This window comes from Paraburkholderia sp. BR10872, from assembly GCF_040965835.1.
In the GTDB taxonomy this organism is placed as follows: domain Bacteria; phylum Pseudomonadota; class Gammaproteobacteria; order Burkholderiales; family Burkholderiaceae; genus Paraburkholderia; species Paraburkholderia nodosa_A.
Window position 1 is genome coordinate 99,935 of sequence record NZ_JBFRCN010000011.1, and the last position, 18,057, is coordinate 117,991.

At 60.2% G+C, this 18,057-nt stretch carries 15 protein-coding genes; 14 read left to right on the forward strand and 1 reads right to left on the reverse strand.

What is annotated here, in order from left to right; translation table 11 throughout:
• The first annotated feature begins 89 nt into the window (after positions 1–89).
• Genes AB4Y43_RS11810 through AB4Y43_RS11820 form a run of 3 tightly spaced genes read left to right on the forward strand, consistent with a single transcriptional unit; the run spans position 90 to position 3,817 of the window.
• Entirely contained in the window at positions 90–1,475 is a 1,386-nt protein-coding gene (locus tag AB4Y43_RS11810) for a paraquat-inducible protein A (protein ID WP_368618416.1), read from the forward strand.
• A gap of 15 nt (positions 1,476–1,490) precedes the next feature.
• Positions 1,491–3,086, forward strand: a complete 1,596-nt coding sequence (locus tag AB4Y43_RS11815; protein ID WP_069266303.1) for an intermembrane transport protein PqiB — start codon at positions 1,491–1,493, stop codon at positions 3,084–3,086.
• Positions 3,083–3,817: a membrane integrity-associated transporter subunit PqiC gene (locus tag AB4Y43_RS11820; RefSeq protein WP_368727863.1), complete on the forward strand. Its 735-nt coding sequence runs from the start codon at positions 3,083–3,085 to the stop codon at positions 3,815–3,817. Before AB4Y43_RS11815 ends, AB4Y43_RS11820 begins: the two co-directional genes overlap by 4 nt.
• Before the next feature lie 18 nt (positions 3,818–3,835).
• On the opposite strand, the gene AB4Y43_RS11825 is transcribed toward AB4Y43_RS11820, so the two are convergent.
• The gene (locus AB4Y43_RS11825; RefSeq protein ID WP_368603014.1) at positions 3,836–4,591 is read right to left on the reverse strand and encodes a TetR/AcrR family transcriptional regulator; all 756 of its coding nucleotides are present in this window, start codon (positions 4,589–4,591) and stop codon (positions 3,836–3,838) included.
• Positions 4,592–4,941: 350 nt separating this feature from the next.
• On the opposite strand from AB4Y43_RS11825, the gene AB4Y43_RS11830 reads away from it, so the two are divergent.
• The 11 genes from AB4Y43_RS11830 to AB4Y43_RS11880 all read left to right on the forward strand — a co-directional run bounded on the left by AB4Y43_RS11830 (position 4,942) and on the right by AB4Y43_RS11880 (position 17,935).
• Positions 4,942–6,012, forward strand: coding sequence for a VOC family protein (locus AB4Y43_RS11830; RefSeq protein ID WP_368684706.1), 1,071 nt, complete (start codon positions 4,942–4,944; stop codon positions 6,010–6,012).
• 36 nt (positions 6,013–6,048) lie between these two features.
• A complete protein-coding gene (locus tag AB4Y43_RS11835) occupies positions 6,049–7,005 on the forward strand; it encodes a fumarylacetoacetate hydrolase family protein (protein ID WP_069266307.1) in 957 nt (318 codons plus the stop codon).
• The gene (locus AB4Y43_RS11840) at positions 7,002–9,005 is read left to right on the forward strand and encodes an acyl-CoA synthetase (RefSeq protein ID WP_368727864.1); all 2,004 of its coding nucleotides are present in this window, start codon (positions 7,002–7,004) and stop codon (positions 9,003–9,005) included. The genes AB4Y43_RS11835 and AB4Y43_RS11840 overlap by 4 nt, the downstream gene beginning before the upstream one ends.
• A 321-nt stretch (positions 9,006–9,326) precedes the next feature.
• The gene (locus AB4Y43_RS11845) at positions 9,327–10,067 is read left to right on the forward strand and encodes an OmpW family protein (protein ID WP_069266309.1); all 741 of its coding nucleotides are present in this window, start codon (positions 9,327–9,329) and stop codon (positions 10,065–10,067) included.
• Between the two features lie 192 nt (positions 10,068–10,259).
• Positions 10,260–13,238, forward strand: a complete 2,979-nt coding sequence (locus AB4Y43_RS11850; protein ID WP_069266310.1) for a molybdopterin-dependent oxidoreductase — start codon at positions 10,260–10,262, stop codon at positions 13,236–13,238.
• Positions 13,239–13,248: 10 nt separating this feature from the next.
• The gene (locus tag AB4Y43_RS11855; RefSeq protein WP_368618421.1) at positions 13,249–14,112 is read left to right on the forward strand and encodes a 4Fe-4S dicluster domain-containing protein; all 864 of its coding nucleotides are present in this window, start codon (positions 13,249–13,251) and stop codon (positions 14,110–14,112) included.
• Positions 14,113–14,283: 171 nt separating this feature from the next.
• The gene (locus AB4Y43_RS11860; protein ID WP_368727865.1) at positions 14,284–14,856 is read left to right on the forward strand and encodes a TetR/AcrR family transcriptional regulator; all 573 of its coding nucleotides are present in this window, start codon (positions 14,284–14,286) and stop codon (positions 14,854–14,856) included.
• Between the two features lie 87 nt (positions 14,857–14,943).
• Positions 14,944–15,882, forward strand: a complete 939-nt coding sequence (locus AB4Y43_RS11865; protein ID WP_368727866.1) for a LysR family transcriptional regulator — start codon at positions 14,944–14,946, stop codon at positions 15,880–15,882.
• Positions 15,883–16,187: 305 nt separating this feature from the next.
• A complete protein-coding gene (locus AB4Y43_RS11870; RefSeq protein WP_069266313.1) occupies positions 16,188–16,625 on the forward strand; it encodes a hypothetical protein in 438 nt (145 codons plus the stop codon).
• A 122-nt stretch (positions 16,626–16,747) separates the two neighbouring features.
• Complete coding sequence (locus tag AB4Y43_RS11875) at positions 16,748–16,993, forward strand: hypothetical protein (RefSeq protein WP_368727867.1); 246 nt, start codon at positions 16,748–16,750, stop codon at positions 16,991–16,993.
• A gap of 201 nt (positions 16,994–17,194) precedes the next feature.
• A complete protein-coding gene (locus tag AB4Y43_RS11880; protein ID WP_368727868.1) occupies positions 17,195–17,935 on the forward strand; it encodes a 3-ketoacyl-ACP reductase in 741 nt (246 codons plus the stop codon).
• The last annotated feature ends 122 nt before the right edge of the window (positions 17,936–18,057 follow it).

An 18,057-nucleotide genomic window follows, 5' to 3' on the forward strand; every position in this document is an offset into this window, starting at 1 on the left:
TAACGGCCAGTCGATCGTTCCCGCTGGGGCAAGCGCCGCAAGCAGGCGTTGCACCAGCGGAGGCAACCGCATTTCCCGCTAGATTCTCCATGGAATATCAGAGACTGATTGTCTGCCACGAATGCGATCTTCTGTTTCGCAAACCTCGCAGTGTCAGCGGCTACCGCGCTACCTGTTCGCGCTGTGGCGCGAACCTGACAGCGCTACCTGGCGCCGGACTGTCGCTCGACTGGATCTGCGCTGTGACGCTCGCCGCGTTGATCACCTTTTGCATAGCGCAGTCTTTTCCCGTGATCGAACTGCACGCCAACGGCATGACGTCGGAGGCGACGCTGTTTGGCGCAGTGCATACGCTTTGGACGGGCAACATGCGTGTCGTCGCGACGGTGGTGTTCTGCGCGTCGATGCTTTTTCCGTTGGTCGAACTGCTCGCACTCCTATATGTACTGGTGCCGCTTCGGCTCGGCAAGCTTGCGCCGCGGTTCGACGGGATGTTGCGCGTCGTGCAACTCGTCCGCCCATGGGGCATGGTTGAAGTGTTCATGCTCGGCGTGCTGGTGACGATCGTAAAAATGGTCACCGTCGCCCAGGTGGTCCCTGGGCCTGGACTGTTCGCATGGGGCGCGCTCACCGTCATGCTGGGCATAGTCGCCTCGTTTGACCCGAGCGGGCTCTGGGCCGTCCGTGACGAAATTTCGCTTTCTCGAATGGCCCGGGTTCGCTGGTCACGAGTGAGTTCAGGCCGTGGGCGTTTCACGCGTCCAGTGCGAATGCGCAAGGCCGGTGCGTCGTCCGCCATCACGGCACAACGTGCTGGACTCGTCGGCTGTCATGCCTGCGGTCTCGTTCAGACGCGTGGCGAAAGTCAGATCCACCAGCACTGCGCGCGATGCCGGCACATGCTGCATGAACGCCGGCCGGAAAGCCTGACACGGACGGTCAGCCTGCTTCTTGCCGCCGCGCTTGCCTATATTCCGGCGAACCTGCTGCCCATCATGCACGCGACGTCACTGGGCCGTCAGGAAGATGACACCATCCTCGGTGGAGTCGCGTACTTCTGGACGTCTGGAGACTGGCCACTCGCCATCGTCATTTTTGTCGCCAGCGTTCTGGTGCCGATGCTCAAACTGGTGGTTCTCACGCTACTCACGGTTGCCGCCCATCGAGGTTCCGGATGGCGCGCCCGGGAAAGGGCAGGTCTGTACCGGATTGTCGAGCGCATTGGCCGATGGTCGATGCTCGATGTCTTTGTCGTTGCCCTGACGGTAACGCTGGTGCATTTCGGCTCGTTTGCCGTCGTTACTGCGGGGCCCGCCGCGCTCGCTTTCGCCGCGGTGGTCATCCTCACCATGCTCGCGTCGCATCAGTTCGATCCGCGCCTCATCTGGGACAACGCGGATGCCGCGCTGTCTCCCGTCTCGACGATGAACGATGAAGCGCTGGCTGCGCCTCTCCTCACACACCGGAATTCCTGAAACCGATTTCGAACGATGCATCTTTCCAATCTATCTCCTCCTGAACTCAAGCCGCGCAAACGTTGGCTGCCATCCCTCATCTGGCTGGTGCCACTCATCTCCGCATTGATCGGTGTTGCGCTGGTGGCCAGGTCCATTGCCGACAAGGGACCCGTCGTAACCGTCACTTTCAATAGCGCAGAGGGCATGGAAGCCGGCAAGACGAAGGTCAAGTACAAGGACGTCGAGATCGGTACGGTGCAAGGCATCAGGCTGTCTGGCGATTTGCGGCGCGTCCTCGTGAGCGTCCAGTTGGACAAGGACGCCGGGAAATTCGCGACGCAAGGCACGCGGTTCTGGGTGGTGCGCCCGCGCATCGGCGCAAACGGCATCTCGGGCCTCGGCACGTTGCTCTCGGGCGCGTATATCGGCGTGGACATCGGGCGCTCGACCACAAGCCAGACCGCGTTTCTGGGTCTCGAGAACCCGCCCATCGTCACGACCGGACAGCCGGGGCATCAGTACACGCTACGGGGCGAGTCGCTGGGCTCGATCGATATCGGCGCACCCATCTTCTACCATCGTATCCAGGCAGGTCAGGTGGTCGGATTCTCGCTCGATCCCGGCGGTGCAGGGGTCATCGTGAATGTCTTCGTCAATGCGCCGTTTGACCGCTACGTCAGTGCCAATACGCGGTGGTGGCATGCGAGCGGCGTCGATCTGCGTCTCGATTCGAGCGGTCTGAAGCTCAATACGCAGTCGCTGGCGACGGTCGTTGTCGGCGGCCTGGCGTTTCAGTCTCCGGCGGGGCAGGACGCCGGCGAGCCCGCTGCCGACAAGGCCGTGTTCCGGCTTGCCGCGGACGAAGCCGACGCCATGCGCGAGCCAGACGGCCAGCCGCTCAATGTGGTGATGCGCTTCGATCAGTCGCTGCGCGGGTTGTCCGTCGGGGCACCCGTCGATCTGCGCGGGATCGTGCTGGGGCAGGTGACCGACATTGGCATCGAGTACAACGACGCGCAAAAGAGCTTCAGCATGAAGGTGTCGATGGCACTTTATCCGGACCGGCTCAGCCGGCGCTCCAGCGACGCGCTGCCCGCGCCGGACACGCCAGGCGGTCACGAATTGCTGGAGCACCTGGTGATGGAGGGCCTGCGCGGGCAGCTACGGACCGGGAGTCTGATAACGGGCCAGCTTTACGTTGCGCTTGACATGTTCCCGAAGGCGCCTCGCGCGAGCGTCGATGTGCGTCGCAGTCCAATCGAACTTCCGACAGTACCGAATACGCTCGACGAACTCCAGGTGCAGGTGGCGGACATCGCCAGAAAGCTGGACCAGGTGCCGTTCGACCGGATCGGCGCCAACCTGAATGGCGCACTGGAAAACGCCAACCGGCTGTTCGGGCACATGGACACGGAAGTCGTACCGCAAGCCCGTGACACGCTGGCTGCGGCCCAGAAGACATTCAGCACCGCGGAATCGACGCTGCGCGAAGCCGCGCCGATGCAGTCGGATGTTCAGGATGCGATGCAGCAGCTAACGCGCACGCTGCAGTCGCTCAATGCGCTCGCCGATTACCTGGAGCGTCATCCGCAGGCACTGCTGTTCGGCAAGAAGGGAGACACGCCATGAACCTGATGCAACCCGCCTCGTGGCGCGCGATGGCGCAGACCGTGAGCACCATTGGCCTGGCCGTTCTGACGGCGTGTGCTTCGCCGGCTACGCGCTATTACACGCTCGGACCGGACGCGCCACAGACGATGGCGAGCAGCAAAGCAAGCCCTTCGTTGCGGATAGATATACGCCCGGTTCGGGTGCCGGCCGCCGTCGCGCGAAGTCAGCTCGTGGTGCAGGTCGACGCAACACAGGTCAAGGTGCTGGAGGATGATCGCTGGGCGTCGTCCCTGCCGGACGAACTCCGCTATGCGCTGATTGCGGGCGTGAGCCAGCAGGCCGGCGGTGCGGGCGCACAGACGGTCATGCGCGATGAGGACAGCCCCGTGTATCAGGTTGCCGTCGACGTCCAGCGCTTCGAATCCTGGCCTGGCTCACATGTGCTGGTTGACGTCGTATGGGCTGTGCGCACGTCGCCAGGCGCCGATACATTGACCTGTCACAGCGTCGTGAGCGAGCCCGTGGCGGATGGATATCAGGCGATTGTGGTCGGCCATCGTCATGCGATAGGCGCCGTCGCCGGGCAAATTGCCGAGGTCGTGCGCGGCCTCGCTGCGAGGCCGACTGGCAGTCGATTGCTGACTGCGGGGGCATCGCGCGGAGCGGAGAAGACGCCGCTCGCTTGCCCGCAATCCGGGGACAGCCCGCAAACGGCAGCCAACGGGGCAGCTGCGCGCTTCGAGCGCTAGCTGTTCGGCTTACCGATCTCAGTTTTCGTCGACAGCTTCGTCCACGACGGGCAATGGGCGCGCGGCGATCTTTTCCGCCTCCGCGCGTTTTAGCCCGAGCGTTTGCAGCAACATCGCGGCCGTGCGCTCCGGAAAGTGCTCGCCGCTGAAGCCGAGCTCCTTCAGCACGCCCGCGGCGCTTGCGCCCGGCACAACGAAGTTCAGTTCGGCCGCGATGGCGCAGAGAACCGTTCCGCCCACGGCAAGAAAGCCGATAAAGGGGTCGGCAACGGCGAACCGCTTGGCCGCAATGCCACTGCCGATGTCGCGCAGCAGCCGCTGGCCGAGGCCGCGACTCATCGCGCGGGCAGAAAAACCCTCGCGTATCAGAAAACGTCCCCAGACAGGATCAGTGCGCGCGCGCAGAACCGTATGGCGCACGGAGACCGCGACCACCTCGGCGGGGTCGGAAATGCCCACCGAAAGGCGGTCAAGCATGTTCGCGAACTCTTCGAAAACGTTGTCGACGAGCGTCGCGTAGATCGCTTCCTTCGATTCGAAGTGGTTGTAGAACGAGCCGAAGCCCACGTCGGCGGCCTCGGTGATTTCGTTGATCGCCACGCCCTCCATGCCTTTTTCCGCCATCAGCCTCAGGGCGGCGTCGAGCAGACGGGCACGCGTCTCACGCTTGCGGCGTGCACCGCGCGGCTCCCGTTCTTCGACAAGGGGGGGAGGGGCGACGGATGCTGCAACCGTGGCACGTTTGACTGCCCGGCGATTTGTCGTGGTCGTCATGATGGATCCTGATCTGGTCATATTCCGCAGTATAGATTCGAACGTCTATATTGACAAAACGATCAGTCATGAGTTTAATGTCATCAACGGCCTCGTAGACCGATCTAACTAGAACTGATGGAGTGACTGTGGAGACAGCAATCAGACATGGCGCCGCGCCAGGCGGCCTGCATCACGTTATCCGTCTGCCCATCCCGGCACCGGGACCCGCTATCCATTGCGCGTCGGTGAATTGCCGCCCGTGGAAGGCCGCCAGCGATCCAGCGGCTGGCGTTCCGCTCTATCGCACCGTCGGCGCGACATCTCTCGAATCCGCATCGGCCACCGCAACCGCCTGATTACGTTCCGCCATGAAACTGACTACTTCACAACCGGCTCGTCACCCCCATCCGACGGCGAAGGCGACCGCATTGGCCTATCTGGTATTCGATCGGTCAGATCTCGAGCAAGCCGAGCGTTTTCTCAATGACTTTGGGCTTCAAACCGTATCGCGGGACGAGGCGATGCTGCTTTTGCGCGGCACCGGACCTTCGCATTTTTGTTATGTAGTGCGTAGGGCATCGAAAGCGCGGTTTGTCGGATTTGGCTTGCAAGTCGGCGGCCGGGCGGAGCTCGATGCGCTCGCAAAGCTGCCTGATGCATCGGAGGTCGAACGCTCTGCGCTGCCGGGCGGCGGCTACGTGGTGCGACTCACGGACCCGTCCGGGTTCGCTATCGAAGCGGTATGGGGCCAGGCGCCAGCGTCAAGCTTGCCGCATCGGCTACCGCTGCCCTTCAATTCCGTCGATGCCACCGTCCGGGTCAACGGTACGCAGCGACCGCCCGAAAATGCCCCGGAAGTCATCCGGCTGGGGCATGTCGTGCTCGAACTCGCCGACTATCAGGAGACTTGTGCGTGGTACACGCGCCATTTCGGTTTTATCCCGAGCGATGTCCAGGTGCTTCCCGACGGGTCGCCGGCTGTCGCGTTCATGCGCCTGGATCTCGGCGACAGGCCGGCCGATCATCACACACTTGCGCTTGCCCAGGGCTTTGCGGCGACGTACAGCCACAGCGCGTACGAGCTCATCGACGCGGACGCGGTCGGTATGGGGCAGCGCGTACTGCGCGATAAGGGCTGGACGCACGCCTGGGGTATCGGCCGACATATCCTCGGCAGCCAGATTTTCGACTACTGGCAGGACCCGTGGGGCGACAAGCACGAACACTACTGCGACGGCGACCTGTTCACCGCCAACGAGCCGACCGGCATTCACGCCGTAAGCCGCGAGGCGATGGCTCAATGGGGGCCAACCATGCCGCGCAGTTTCACGAAACCCAGGTTCACGTTCGCGAGCATGGTGGCGCTTGTCAGAAATCTACGCCGCAGCCCTGACCTGACGCTGAGCAAGTTGCGGACGCTGGCAAAGCTTTTTGCCTGAATCACACCCTATTCACAGACTCCGGAGCATTCTGCAATGGCAATTCACGTCCTGCATTACCTTCATGATGGGCGCGCCCAGTGGGGTGTCGTCGCGGATGGCGTCATCACGCCGATTCCCGGCGAGTTCAGCTCGACAGGCGCATTTATCGCAGCCAATCCGGTAGAGCGGCTTATGACGCTCAACGGACCGTCGATTCCCGAAGCAAAAGTACAGTGGCTATCGCCTGTGACCACCGACCAGCAGTTCATATGTCAAGGCGCGAACTATCGCCAACATATGATCGAGTCGGGCATGGACCCGGACGTGAAGAAATTCAACATGATCTTCACGAAGGCAACGAGTTGCATCGTTGCGGCCAACTCGGCCGTCGTGAAACCAGACGCGGTGCGCTTCCTCGACTATGAGATCGAGCTCGGACTCGTCCTCAAACGCGATATCACGTCCCGTGAAACGATCACCGACGAAAACCTGCATGAGTACATTGCCGGGGCGGTGATCGTCAACGACTACTCCGCGCGCGATATCCAGATTCCGCAGATGCAGTTCTACAAGGGCAAAAGCTACCGGACCTTTGGTCCTGTCGGTCCTTATCTTTGCCTGCTCGAGAAGCAAGACATGCCAAAGTTGAAAGAGCTCGTGCTGACGCTGACAGTCAACGGAACCGTGCGCCAGAATGACACGACTGCCGGGCTGGTCTATGGCCCCGCAGAGACACTGTCTGAGCTGTCTGGCGTACAGGACCTGCGCACCGGTGACCTGCTCGCAACGGGTACGCCCTCCGGTTGTGCACTGAGCATTCCTTCACCTGAGAAGCAACGCGCTGCCGCGCAGTTGCCTGAAGCGGAGAAGTGGCGGCTTTTCCTGAAGATGCAGGAGGACAGGCCGCAGTACCTTCAGATCGGGGACGTTGTCGAGGCACAGATCGTCAGCTACGACCGCTCCATCAATCTGGGCACGCAACGTAACCTCGTTGTCGAAGAGGCAGCATGAAAGACGTCGCGAACGCGCAGGACGTCCTTGCTGTCGAAGCACAGGGGCAACTGGCTGATCTTCCGTCGAGTACCTACGAAATGATCCGCCGGGGCGCCGCCATCAATCCATCGGCGCCCGCGCTCTCTTTCTTCCTGACAGCCGACGACTATGGCAGCCCCGAGTGCTGGACGTACGGCGAACTGGTGCGAGATATCACGCGCACTGCCAACATGTTTTCGCGACTGGGCGTGCAAAAGGACACGGTCATTGCCTATTTGCTGCCGAATCTCCCGGAAACGCATTTCGTGATCTGGGGAGGAGAAGCAGCGGGGATTGTCTGCGCGATCAATCCGCTGCTCGAAAGCGATGCAATAGGCGAACTGCTCAATGCCTCCGGCGCCAGTGTGCTCGTCACCCTCGCGCCATTTCCTGGGGCTGGGACTGAACTGTGGCAAAAAGTGCAACCGGTATTGCATTGCGTCCCCGCATTGCGGGACCTGGTGCTCGTCAACCTGGCCGACCGGATTCCTGGCGAAAGGGGATTTGCGTCACGGATGCTGCAGCGTGGTGAGAACGCCAGGCTGCATGGCGAGGGTGGTATGCGAAGCGTGGTTCCGGCGCAGCTTCGGATTCACGATTTCGCGTCCGCTCACTCGAGCGAGTCCGGGGTCGTGCTCAACGGCTCACGTCGACCGAGCATCGATGATGTTTCGTCCTGCTTCTGCACGGGCGGCACCACCGGACTACCGAAAATTGCCATGCGCCGGCATCACAACGAAGTGGCCAATGCATGGAATGCGGGGCAATTCTTTGGCGAAACCATCGGCCCGGGTAAGACAATATTTTGCGGGCTGCCACTTTTTCACGTCAACGCTGTGATGGTGACAGGACTGCTGGCGTTTTCGCGTGGTGCCCACGTCGTCCTCGGCACGCCGCAAGGCTATCGGGGTGAGGGCGTTGTGAAGCGCTTCTGGGAAATAGTCGAGCATTACCGCATTAACTTCTTCAGCGCTGTTCCGACGCTCTATGGTTCGCTGCTGGAGGTTCCAGTTGGAGAGAACGATATCAGCTCGCTCGAGTATGGCCTGTGCGGCGCCGCGCCGATGCCGGTCGAGCTGTTTCGCAGTTTCGAGCTTCGTACAGGGATTCGCATCCTGGAAGGTTACGGGCTTACTGAAGGCGCCTGCGTCAGCAGCGTCAATCCGCCATTTGGAGAGCGCAGGGTGGGCTCGATTGGTCTGTGCCTGCCTGGCCAGGCAATGAAGGCCGTGATGGTGGACGAAGCGGGACGGTATGTACGGGACTGCGCGGGCGATGAAGTCGGCCAGTTGGTGATTTCCGGGCCAAATGTGTTTGTTGGTTATTCCAGGCCCGAGCAGGACAGCGGAATCTGGACAGACCTCGGCGACGGCGAACGTTGGCTCAATACTGGAGACCTGGGGCGCTGTGATGCCGACGGATACTTCTGGCTCACCGGGCGGAAGAAGGAACTGATTATCCGAGGTGGACACAATATCGACCCTGTGGCAATCGAGGAAGCACTGCATCGTCATCCGGCAGTCCAGATTGCCGCTGCGGTGGGGCGTCCCGATATGCACGCGGGCGAGCTGCCTGTCGCCTATGTCCAGCTCAAGCCCGGCGTCGCCGCAACCGAAGCGGAGCTTGCCGAGTTTCTGCGTGCCGGGATCAACGAGCGCGCCGCGCTTCCGAAGGGCATACGGGTCGTCGATTCGATGCCGCTGACGGCCGTCGGCAAGATATTCAAGCCGGCGCTGAAGCGCAGAGAAGTGGCAGACGCGTTACGGTCGGCACTCGTCGAGGCTGGCGTCAGTAATGCGACCGTGAACGTTGCAGATGACACGTCACGTGGGATTGCAGTTCACGTCGATCTCCCCGGTGCCGAATCAGAAGAGCTAGCGCGCACTACGCTAGGGCGTTTTCCTTTCTCCTTTTCGCTGTCTGCGTCGGCAGGTCTGGCAGGCGACAGTAAGAGCACTAAGCAGATCGAGACACGCTAAGCGCGTTCACGCGCATACGCTGCGCGTTTACTGAGGGGCCTGACGATCATAAGGCAACGCTAACAGCAAGAAAGACCGCGGACCCTGCAACTGGACGATTTCTGTTTCGGTTCAGAAGGCAGCGCTAAGGAGGGAAAGATCGGAGAGGTCAGAGAATGGTCCCATTTAACTTAGCAGGACTACATAACACACTGGCCGGACATTACCGGTTGTGATTAAAACAGATGAATGCCGACACAACGCAGTGCCGTTCATTCATTTGAGCGGAACGTGACAACTGTGCGAGCAAAAAATCCCGGCCTAAGAGACAGGAGAAGACACGTGAGGAATGACAGGAGAACGATTCGCTGCGCCGGTCTGGCGGTTTGTATCTGCTCGGCTGCGCTTGCCGTTACTGCAAACGCCCAGACCGCTGGGAGCTTTACCGTGGCGACAGGGTGGCTTCACGTCGCGCCGCAAAGCAGCGCAACGCCGCTCACCGTGGAAAGCGTGGGCGGAATGACGGTGAATCAGCAGCTACCGGGTTCCGGAGCGCACGCGACGCCCACGGATACGCTGGGGATCACGACCGAGTACTACGTCACCGATCACATTGGCGTTGCCACGTTGATCGGGCTCCCGCTGACAGTGAATCTGGACGGTGATGGCGCGCTCGCGAAGTATGGCACCCTGGGCTCGACGCGGCCGATGCCGCCCGCTATCGTTCTTCGTTACCACCTGCTCGACGCCCAATCGAAATTCCGACCTTTTGTCGGGGTAGGCGTGAACTACACCTGGTTCACACAGGTTCGCACGACCAACAGTCAGTTTGTCACTGACAGCCTCGGTCCAGGCGGGTCTGCGCACGCATCACTCAGTTCGTCATGGAATCCGGTATTCGAACTCGGTGCGTACTACGCAATTTCAAACCACTGGTCCGTTGGAGCCAGTGTCGGTTACGTTCCCGTAAAGACTCACTTGACACTGGACGGGACGACGGCGAACGGGACGCAAATCGTTTCCCGGTCAACGATCCGGATCAATCCCGTCAATGTCTTCCTGAATGTCGCCTACACGTTCTAACCGAACACGAGCGACGTCCCACGCGGACGCCTGCGAGGGTGGCAGAGTTTCACCATTAGAGATTTCAATGCACAGCACAGAGGTTGAAAGCGACCCTTCGGTTCAAGCAGTTGACGCGTGTCTGGACGTAGCTACGGTCAAGCATGCGTTTGTTTTTTCTCCCTGCAGCGATGTGTCATTCCGGATGAAACGATGAAGCGACAAGTACTCAAATCGATTCTGTTCGCGCTGCCGAAGGTACTCGCTCTGACGGCGCGCCGCTTCCCCGACTATCGTGAACGCCTCAAGGAGCGAGACCTGGTTGCCTGGATCGGGTTGATGGATCGGAGCCTCGGTCGCCTCATTGAGATCAGGAACGGTCGCATCCGGTCGCGAGCATGCTCGTATCAGGATGCGGAAGTGAGCATGCTGTTCAAGGACGTCGCCACGGCCCTCGAGTTCCTTTCTCCGCGCCAGGATCATGCCGACATTATTCATGCGGCGAAGAACTTCAAAGTCGTGACGGAGGGCGACGATGAACTGCTGGTGTGGTTCATGCAGACGCTCAGCATGATGCAAACCATCGGCCTGCCGATGGGCACGCCGATGCGAGATGGCACGCGCCGGTACACCACCTGTACGAACGGCGGGCCGCTGTTCGTCTACGTCAAGGAGGATCGCATCGTTCGGGTGACGCCTGTCGATCTGGACGACAAGGATGCTGCCAGTTGGGAGATAGAGGCACGCGGGCGCCGCTTCAGCCCGCCACGGCGAGGCCTCGTTGCGCCGCACGCGCTGGCGATCAAGTCGCTTGTCTATTCGGACAAGCGCATTCTTCGTCCATTGAAGCGGGTCGATTTCGATCCCGACGGGGAACGCAATCCGCAGAACCGCGGCAAGTCGGGCTATGTACCCGTTAGCTGGGACGAGGCCCTTGACATCGTCGCCAAAGAAATTAACCGGCAAAAACGCGTTCACGGTCCCGGTTCGATTACGTTCCCGATGTCGTCTCATCACCAGTGGGGCAATGTCGGCTACTACCTGAGCGCGCTAACGCGCTTTGCCAACCTGATTGGCTTCACCCGGGTGGCTGCGAACCCGGATAGCTGGGAAGGATGGTACTGGGGCGCGATGCATCACTTTGGCAATTCGATGCGCGTGGGCGTTCCGTCAGGCTATGGCGGCATCGAAGACTGCCTGAGGGAAGCGGAAATGATTGTCTTCTGGTCGTGCGACCCGGAAAGCACCAACGGGGCATATGCGGGATTCGAGGGCACGCCGCGGCGGCTATGGGCCAAGGAACTGGGTATCGAGTTTGTTCACATCGATCCGCACTGCAATCCGACCGCACAGTTGCTGGGTGGGCGCTGGATTCCCGTGCGTCCGCAAACCGACGCGGCCCTCGCGACCGCCATCATGCACGTCTGGGTCGTGGAGGGTCTGTACGACGAGGATTACGTTGCGACCCGCACGACCGGCTTCGATGAGTGGCGCGCCTATCTGCTGGGGGAATCCGATGGGGTCCCGAAGACTCCCGAATGGCAGCAGTCCGAGACTGGCGTGCCGGCGAAAGATGTGCGGGCGCTCGCGCGCCTCTGGGGAAAGAAGAAGGTCTATCTCGCGGTCGGTATGACAGGTGCGGGGTTCGGCGGCGCAGGACGCGGCGCGACCGGGGCGCAGTGGGCGCGCTGCATGATCATGATGATGGCCATGCAGGGATGGGGCAAACCGGGCGTCAATTTCGGATGTCTGGAGCTCGGCGCTCCGCACGACCTGCACTTCTATTTCCCGGGCTACGCGGACGGCGGCATGTCCGGTGATCTCGCGTGGACCGCCAATGCGGTGAACAACTATCAGCGAATGCCGCACATTCTGACCATGAATCCCGTCAAGCAGATGGTTCCGCGGCAGCAGCTACCCGACGCCATCATCAACGGTCATGCAACGGGATACCTGTGGGACGGTATGTCTCAGGAAGCGCAGTTCGCGCCGTTTACTTATCCAATGCCCGGCTATTCGCCGATCCGCATGATTTATCGCTATGGCGGATCTGCTTTCAGCACGGTCACGAAATCCGGACGCTGGGCCGACGCCTACCGGCACCCCAGCATCGAGTTCGTGGTCAATCAGTCGATCTGGATGGAGGGCGAGGCGCAGTTCGCCGATATCATTCTGCCGGCGTGCACGTCCCTGGAACGATGGGATATTGGCGAATGGTCGAATTCGGGCGGGTATGCGCATCACGGCTTCAACACCGTCAATCACCGCATGGTGATGATGCAACACAAATGCATCGAGCCGCTGGGCGAGTCCCGCTCCGACTATGACATCTTCACAGCGATTCTGACCCGTCTCGGGCTCGGCGGCGTGTTCACCGAAGGATGCGGCGAACTCGACTGGGTCAAGAGGGTATTCGAATCGTCGGATCTGCCGGATCACATTTCATGGCGCAACTTCTGCCGCAAAGGCTATTTTGTCGTCCCGCCCGAAAAGCCCGAACTGCGCCATCCGGTGGACATGCGCTGGTTCGCGGAAGGTCGTCGCAAGGATCTGCAGGAACCGCATCCGATGCCCTCGCAATACGCCGAAAAGTTCGGCATGGGGTTGCAGACGCCTAGCGGCAAGCTCGAGTTCGTGCCGGAGTTGCTGAAGCGGCACACCGCCGACAACCCCGAGCGGCCGCCGCTGAACCGGTATATCCCGTCGTGGGAGGGGCTGCGCAGCGAGCTGGCCCAGCGCTATCCGCTGCAACTGATTGCGACTCATAGCCGGTACAGCTTCCACACTCATTGCGACGGCAAGCATTCGTCGGTCAACAGCATCGACGATCATCGCGCGTTGATCGGTGGGCATCGCTTCTGGCTGCTGCGGCTCGGCCCCGCCGACGCGGCGGCCCGGGGCATTGCCCATCGCGATCTCGTCAAGGTCTTCAACGACCGCGGCGCGGTTATTTGTGCGGCTGACGTGTCGCCACTGGTGGCCGTCGGCGTCGTGAAGTCATACGAGGCGAGCGCTGAATTCCAGCTCATCGAAATCGCCGGTGAGCGTGTCGAGATCGGCGGCTGCATGAACATGCTGACGCCTGATCGGCCCCAGACGGCCGGGACAAGCAGTATGAGCCCGAATTCATGCCTCGTGCAGGTCGAAAAGTGGAAAGGCGCCGACGCGTTCATGCTCGGCCGCGCAGCATGAGGAGCACACGATGAGCAAGTGGAATCTGGTTATCAACGTCGGGCAATGTGAGAACTGCCAGAACTGCGTGATCGCTGCGAGAGACGAGCACGTGGGCAACGACTTTCCCGGGTACGCGGCACCCGCAGCGGTCGATGCCGAAAGCCCCATCCGCATCCTGCGCCGGGTCCAGGGCGACTCGCACATGGTCGAGACGACGTACCTGCCGGTCATGTGCAATCACTGTGACGACGCGCCATGCATGCGAGTGGGTGGCGATGCGATCCGCAAACGCGCCGACGGTATCGTCATCATCGATCCAGAGAAGGCCAGGGGCAGAAAGGACATCGTGAAAGCCTGTCCGTACAGGGCGATCGTCTGGAACGAGGCACTGCAACTGCCACAGATCTGGATCTTCGACGCGCATCTGCTGGACGAGGGTTGGCAACAGCCGCGATGCGGGCAGTCATGTCCTACCGGTGTTTTCGAAACCATCAGGCTCGATGACGCTGCAATGGCACACAAAGCGCGACGCGAAGGGCTCAGGGTTCTGGAGCCCAAACTCAAGACAAAGCCCCGGGTGTGGTATCGCGGCCTCGAACGCTGGGATACCTGCTTTATTGGCGGCAGCGTCAGCGCACGGGTGGGGCAGGTAGACGAGTGCGTGGCTTCGGCCGCAGTCGCGTTGTATACGGGCGGCCAGAAGGTTGCCGATACCGTCACCGACGCGTTTGGCGACTTTCGGTTCGCAGGACTGGCCAAAGACAGCGGGCGCTATCGAATCGAGGTACGCCATGACTTCGGCGATGCGTCGCGTGACTGTCAGCTGGGCGAAAGCGTCTATCTGGGCGAGATCGAACTCGCCCGGTCGACCAATGAAGTCGAGGCCGCCTGACGCCACTATCTCTTTCGCTCACGCCCTCAATTTTATAATTGACTAAAAAATCAGAAGTGAGTGTAATATACAAATAGAGCGATCCGAACGTGTGTTGACTCATTGAGAACCCGCCGCTGGCGCGCCTCGGTTCCGGTGAACGCAGAAGGCGTCGCTCGCCAGCGCTACATCATGAAGCACGAACGTTTGACACACGCACAAAGGAAGCGGCAGACCCGCGAGCGCCTCTTTGACGCTGCGAGAACCGTTTTCCTTGAGAAGGGCGTGGCCGCTACGAGCGTGGAGGACATTGCCGGGGCGGCGGGTTACACACGCGGAGCCTTCTACTCGAACTTCCGCGGCAAACGGGACGTGCTGGTTGAGCTGTTGCAGCGCGACGCAGTTCTGGCCCGCGAGAACATGCAGGCCTTCATTGAAATGGGCGGCACGCCCAAAGAGATGCTGGCACGCGCGATCGCCTGCTACGGCAATGGGGAATTTGACAGCGATTGCTTCCCCCTTTGGATCGAAGCGCAACTTCTCGCGCGTCAAGATAATTTGTTCGGGGAGCGTCTTGATGTATTGCGGCACGAGACGCTCTTCCATATCAGCAACTGCTTGCGGACGTTCGTGCCTGATGCCGACAGGCTATGGCCTGGAGGCGCTGATGCGTTCGCGGTCGCTCTGATGAGCCTGTCTGATGGGCTTCAGTTCGTCAGGATGTGCAACACGCAGACGGTCAAAGGCCAGGTTCGCGGTCCGTAGTCATCGGTTCGCGATTCAGACGTCACAAGACGATGTCCTCAGCGCGACCGGCAATGCCGTAACAGAGACACCTGGTTTATCTCAACGATGGAATATATCGAAAGTTTGCGCCTTTTCCGCACCATCGTCGAAGTCAAAAACTTTCGGCGAGCTGGCGAAATGATGGGCCTGTCACCCTCGGTCGTCTCCCGTGCGATTGCGTCGTTGGAAAAGCGCCTCGGGGCGCGACTGTTTCACCGGTCGACTCGACAATTTTCGTTGACGGAAGCTGCGGAGTGCTTCTACGACGGGTGTTGCCGCGTCCTCGACGATCTGGATTGCATGGAAGCGAGCGCCGCGGACCACGGCCGGCTACCGACGGGAGTGTTACGACTGGTTGCGCACACGACGGCCGCCCTGACGTGGCTGCCGCCGTTGATTGCGTCGTTCAGACGGAAACACGCAAATGTCACTCTCGATATCACGCTGACTGAGCGGCCAGTTGACCTGACGGCCGACGGTTACGATCTGGGTATCGTGCTGCCATTCATGCTGGCGACGGATCTGGCAGTGACACGGCTTCTGCAGCGGTTACCGCTCGTCATCGTGACAACGGAAGCTTACCTTGGCACGCATCCTCGGCCACGGCATCCTGCTGATCTCGAGCAACATGCATTCGTGACGGTTCCGCCGTCAATGCACAAGCCGTTTGTCACGTTTCGGACAGGAGAGGAGAAGATCGCCGTCCCGATCAACTACGAGATATCGTCGAACAATCCGATCTTTAACCGCGACGTCATTCTGGAGGGATTGGGCATCGGTTTGCTTCCCATCGCGCTCGTGGAAGAAGACATCAAGTCGGGACGACTCATTCGACTGCTGGAAGACTTCGAGATCGCGGATACCGCGGCGGAGGTCCGGCTGGCGTATATAGGGCGCGCGATGTTGCCAGCGAAGGTTAGAGCGTTTATCGATCACGCCGCGGCGTTTTTCGAGGTTAGTGAAGGCAGTGCCACTCGCCCACAGGTTGTCCGGGAACACCAATGATGCAGCAGACACTCAGAAAATTGATTTCTTGAGAGGGTCGAGTTTCTTGCGAATAATTGACATAACGATCAATATTGAATCTAATGTCATTAACAGTCTTTGCTGGTGTCCCGGTAGAGAGCGTGTCATGGCGGAGTCGCATGCCAGGCGCGCAGTCGCGAGTGTGCGCGTACCACAGAAGGAAGTGTGAAGGCGGGGCGCTTACCGCTTTTGGATCACATGCCGCTGCCGACCGACTGCACGTGGACCTGCAATGTCCTGGCAAACATATTGGAGGGCAGGCGGCCCGTCGCCAATTGAATACGATGAATGCAACACTCTTATCAGCTACAGCGGCATTGTTCGGTGCAGCGATTGGCGGCCTGACATCTCTTGTTACTCAACGAACGCAGGCAAGGGCAGAGTGGCTCGCGCACGACCGCATCCGCCGACAGGACCTCTATAGAGAATTCATCGAGCAGGCATCGCAATGCTATGTCCACGCGCTACAGCACAAAGAGCCGGACGTTACCGCACTCGTCAGTCTGTTCGCGAAGATAAGTCGCATGCGTGTCCAATCCTCCACCGAGGTTTCCATTGAAGCCGATCAGATCGGGCGAAAGATTGTGGACACCTATGATGCCCCGGAGAAAACTTTCCTCGAACTGCGCGAAATGCTCGCCGATGGCTCGATCGACATTCTCAACCGATTCAGCGATCTTTGCCGCGACGAATTCGATTCGCTGCGGTCGGAGCAATTTTGAGTGAACCAATAGGCGTGAACAGCTCTGGCTTCCCGTCGACATTCGAGTAGAACGCGTCTCGAACAACTAGTGCGAAAGGTGCGGATATGACGACAGGTCGCTACAGGGCGGATAGGCAGTGGTTGATCGAGCATGATATGGAACTGGCGCGAAGTGCTTCCCACATCGCAAGCATGATGCATGAAGAAAGCATGCAGGCAGCCATCAGGGAAACCCTTCTTCAGTTCGAGGCCGCGCACGGACCTGAGGAGTTGAAAATATTCACGCGCGCACTCGCCAGGAAGCTGGAGGAGCGCGGAAACCTGAGAGCAGCCGAGGTAATCCGGGGGTTTGTAAAGCATGGCCCGTCGCCAGGGGCAACGCCTTAAGCCTTCGCTTCGCTCGCGTTCGCGCAAGAGCGGATGGTTATGCAAAGCGCCCGTATCAGCATGTAAAGCAATGAGTTTCGGGTTTTCGCGAGTTGTCCAACAGTTCTAACGCGATTTTCGAGTGCGTGTAAAACGCGACTCATCGTAGCTGTACCTGAAAGCGTTTCGATCTACCAACGTAGCGTATGGGAGGCGGCAACAATGGCACAGCGAATTGCTTATGTAACAGGGGGCATGGGCGGAATCGGAACCGCAATATGCCAGCGGCTCCATAACGACGGATTTACCGTAGTCGCCGGCTGTGGGCCAAATTCATTGCGTCGCGAGCGGTGGCTGACCGAGCAGGCTGCACTCGGTTTTTCCTTCACCGCCTCGGAGGGCAACGTCGCGGACTGGGAATCAACTGAGGTCGCCTTCGCCAAGGTAAAGAAGGAGATCGGCGAGATCGATGTGCTGGTGAACAACGCGGGCATTACGCGAGACGGCGTGTTTCGCAAGATGTCACGTGAGAACTGGAACGAAGTCATTGCCACGAATCTGACCAGTCTTTTCAATGTGACCAAGCAGGTCATCGACGGGATGGTCGGAAGGGGATGGGGGCGCATCATCAACATCTCCTCCGTGAATGGACAAAAAGGACAGTTCGGCCAGACCAACTACTCGACCGCAAAGGCAGGCATTCATGGCTTTACGATGGCGCTTGCCCAGGAAGTCGCGACAAAGGGCATCACGGTGAATACGGTATCCCCCGGGTACATCGGGACGGATATGGTTCGGGCCGTTCGTCCCGAAGTGCTTGATGCCATCGTCCAGAGCATTCCAGTCGGGCGCCTCGGAGAAGCCAATGAGATCGCTTCAATTGTCTCGTGGCTCGCCAGCGATGAAGCGGCCTTTTCGACTGGAGCAGACTTCTCGCTGAATGGTGGGCTTCACATGGGGTAAGGATCTCAACCGAAGTCAATTTGCTCTCTCGCGGGTAACCGGGTGGCGGCGACACTCCCTCTCCGCCGCGTAACTGGTCGTCGGATCCCTGACCACTCCCAGTTGAGTCGAGGCCGCGGCAC